The 3559-nt window shown below is 39.7% G+C and carries 3 protein-coding genes; 2 read left to right on the plus strand and 1 reads right to left on the minus strand.

Annotated elements, in window-relative coordinates:
- Positions 1-476: 476 nt before the first annotated feature.
- Positions 477-2213, minus strand: a complete 1737-nt coding sequence (locus AC33VI_RS07675) for an Rqc2 family fibronectin-binding protein (protein ID WP_491781680.1) — start codon at positions 2211-2213, stop codon at positions 477-479.
- Between the two features lie 217 nt (positions 2214-2430).
- Here AC33VI_RS07675 and remA point away from each other — a divergent pair, with 217 nt between their 5' ends.
- Positions 2431-2691: an extracellular matrix/biofilm regulator RemA gene (remA, locus tag AC33VI_RS07680; protein ID WP_229641351.1), complete on the plus strand. Its 261-nt coding sequence runs from the start codon at positions 2431-2433 to the stop codon at positions 2689-2691.
- A 19-nt stretch (positions 2692-2710) separates the two neighbouring features.
- On the plus strand, positions 2711-3274 hold the full coding sequence (gene gmk / locus AC33VI_RS07685) for a guanylate kinase (protein ID WP_491781681.1): 564 nt from the start codon (positions 2711-2713) through the stop codon (positions 3272-3274).
- Positions 3275-3559 lie beyond the last annotated feature (285 nt).

A 3559-nucleotide genomic window follows, 5' to 3' on the forward strand; every position in this document is an offset into this window, starting at 1 on the left:
GTTCGGGGGATTAGGGATTAGGGGTTAGGGATTAGGGAGCAATAATTAGTACATATTTTCGTATGGTTCTTATTAGGAATGACTATAGTTATTAGTTACGTCTGATGTGAATTTAAAAATCTTACAATCTTTTAAATCACGTTCTCTAAAGATGAGATTTTATTACTTGTCTAGGGAAAAAACTTACAGCGTTTTTCAGTTTACTGAGGTACATCTAACTTCTGCCTCGACCGAAAGTAAGGCGTTTAGTTAGCCGCAACTAGTCTTTTAGGGCTGCCCCCTGCCTGCATGCGGACACACGAATGTCCTTTGCGCCTTAAAACGATCTATTCTGTACCTGACTTAGATGAAAACTGCTGTAAATTTCCAAGTTTTCTTAAAAGCTAATGGCTGATGGCTGATAGCTAATAGCTAAAAAACAGTAAACTAGAACGAAGCTAATCCACATCAAGCGTATTAATTATTAGTTATTAGAACTACTGTAAAAGAAATTCTTTTGCCACTTGCGGTTTGCCCCAAATCACCGTTTCTCGCTTATAAATTACCATTCCTGGTTTTGCTCCCTTGGGTTTATAAACATCCTTAGGTTTAGTGTAGGTTACGGGTACTAATTCGCTTTCGCGGGCTTGACTGTAGTAGGCGGTAAGATTGGCGGTAAATTGCAGATCTGCTTCGCTGGCTACTTCTCCAGGGGGAAGACGCAACAAGACATGACTTCCTGGTATTTCTTGAGTATGAAACCAGAGGTCGTATTCTACAGCCGTGCGAAAGGTGAGAATATCGTTTTGACGGTTGTTGCGACCAACCCACACTTCGCATCCCGAAGGGGCTGTATAGCGATAAGGCTGGGAATCTTTATCTATTTTACGGCTATCTCCTTGGCGATCGCTCGATAGATAGTTTTGTTGGATCAATTCTTCTTTGATTTCTCCTAAAGCCTGAAGATCTTCGGCGGTTTGCTTCTCGTTTTGGAGTTGATTGAGGGCGGTTTGAACTTGAGATAAATAATTGATTTCGGCTTCTACTTCTTCTAATAAAGGAATGACTGCATCTTTAGCCCGTTTGAGTTTTTGACTGATTTTATAAATAGCTTGAGCATTTTGGGCGGGATTCTTTTCTACATTGAGTTTAATTTTGACTGGCTTGCCCGTTTCAAAGTCTTCTAAAACAATTGAATCCATACCTGGCTTAATTTCGTGGAGATGTGCCATTAATAGATCTCCTTGATGGCGGTAGCTTTCTGCATCTTTAGATTGGTTCAAGCGATCGCGAAATGTTTTGGCTTTGAGGTTTAACTTTTTCAATAAATTGTTTAATTTTTGGTTTAGCTGATGGTATAGCTGTTGAAACTGTTGGCGGTTAAATTCTTGAGTATAGTATTCATTTAATAAAGTTTGTACTGTATCTACCGACTCTTCTTTCTTCCAGCCTAAAACCGTATAACCATTCGACCACCAGCCAGGAGAGAATTGCTGCTTCTCTAAAGCAATTAACCACTTCTGCCAGTAACTAAATAACTCTTGCCAATCATCATTTTTCAAAGTATCCGTTTTTACTTGGGGAGATAAACCCGCCGCTGTGGCAATTTCTTCGGCTACCCTCGGACTTAAGCCCCGATAGGATTTTAATAGCTGACGTTTGAGTTGACCTGGAATCAAACTAACTCTTTCTTGCCAGCGAGTATAAGCTTCGTCTAATTTAGGCACAGTACCTGTTAGGGCGGGGGGGACTTCGTAGGGTTGTCCTGTTAAAATGGGACGGACGCTAGATTGAGCAGCGGTAATTTGACGGGCAGGAGTAATAATCTGTCCTTCTCCATCAGTAAGAATAACGTTGCTATATTTGCCCATAATCTCCACATACAAATGCCATAAAGCCTCTTCTCCTGGACGATTGGCAAATTGCAAGTCTAAGACCCTTTCCCAAGGGGCGATCGCTTTAATCTCAGTCAACGCCAAACCTTTAAACTGATGGCGCAATTGATCGCTAAAGGTAAAAGTATCTTTAATACGGGGTGGCGGATCGCTAAGATGAATTCTGGCAGCTTCGGGATGCCAACAAATCGCCAACCAAGCCTTAGTTTTGAGAGTGCGGAGTGCCAAAAAAATCGTAAAGCGATCGCGCTGATATACTTGTTCGATGCGAGCGGGAATCCAATCTCGATTTAGCTCGTCACAAACTGCCATCAAAGTAGTGTAATCAACTGGTTGCATAATAGTAGTGATAAGTAATTAAAATATAAGTTTTTAATTAAATAATTGTGTTTTAGGCTACAAAATGTTTAGATTAGTAGTAAAATCTAAAATTTCCTTAAATCAGACGGGTTCATCCCTAATTTTGCTTGTAAATCAGAGTTTTTACCTATAGTATTAGAACTATATTTCTAACTAAGCGATAAATCACTTTAATCATCGCAATTCCCAAATAATTATGGATATTCAATTAATTAATATTGGTTTTGGTAATATAGTTTCTGCTAATCGTATTATTGCTATTGTCAGCCCAGAATCCGCACCTATCAAAAGAATTATCACTGAAGCCAGAGAAAAAAGTCTGTTGATAGATGCAACCTATGGTCGTCGTACCAGAGCAGTAATTATTACAGATTCTTCTCATGTGGTACTCTCGGCAATACAGCCCGAAACTGTAGCCCATCGCTTTGTAGTCAACAAAGACAGCAAAGATTCTTAGTTTCCTTAGAGTATCATCAATGTCAGTCAATCGATCGGGAAAACTAATCGTAATTACAGGTCCAAGCGGTGTAGGCAAAGGGACGCTGGTTATTTTGCTACTGCAAAGACACCCAGAACTGAAGCTCTCTGTTTCCGCTACTACTAGGCAACCCCGTCCTGGAGAAAAGGAAGGGGTTAATTATTTTTTCCTGACTAAAAAAGACTTTGAAACGGCAATTCTCAATCGAGAACTTCTGGAATGGGCAGAATATGCAGGAAACTATTATGGCACGCCCAAGGCAGCTATTGTGGAAGGAATTAAAGGGGGCAATTATATTATTTTAGAAATAGAATTGGCAGGGGCGCGATCGGTTGCCGAAATCTTTCCCGAAGCTCGTAGAATCTTTATTTTGCCTCCTTCGATCGCAGAATTGGAGCAAAGAATTAGAAACCGAGGCACGAATACCGAAGAATCGATCGCCAAAAGATTGGCAATTGCTAAAACCGAAATTGCAGCTAGCCCAGAATTCGACTATCAAATTGTTAACGACGATTTAGAAAAAGCGATCGCTCGATTGGAACAGGCAATTTTTGACGATTAACCAAAGTTACGCAAATCAAGAGAAAATCAATCGATTTAATGAATAATTACGATAGAATCCCCTCTTTTTCTGCCTAGACAGAATTATTAGCTTAGACTCTACTTTAAGTTAAGTTATTCATTATTTATTTATTTTCTTCTTGACTCATTATTGGTTTGAGCCTTTAGCCTTTTATTGACTCAAACTACAAAACCTTCTACTACGCTAACCCCTGCCAAATTCATTTCTACCTTAAATTCTTCCCCTGGCTGACAGCTAAACTCTAATTGCATCCAATCATCGAGA

It is taken from the genome of Waterburya sp., from assembly GCF_058530065.1.

What these genes read in the sequence shown, in the direction of transcription:
- gmk (WP_491781681.1), top strand. Translation starts at nt 2,711, where the DNA reads ATGTCAGTCAATCGATCGGGAAAACTAATCGTAATTACAGGTCCAAGC.
- remA (WP_229641351.1), top strand. Translation starts at nt 2,431, where the DNA reads ATGGATATTCAATTAATTAATATTGGTTTTGGTAATATAGTTTCTGCT.
- AC33VI_RS07675 (WP_491781680.1), bottom strand. Translation starts at nt 2,213, where the DNA reads ATGCAACCAGTTGATTACACTACTTTGATGGCAGTTTGTGACGAGCTA.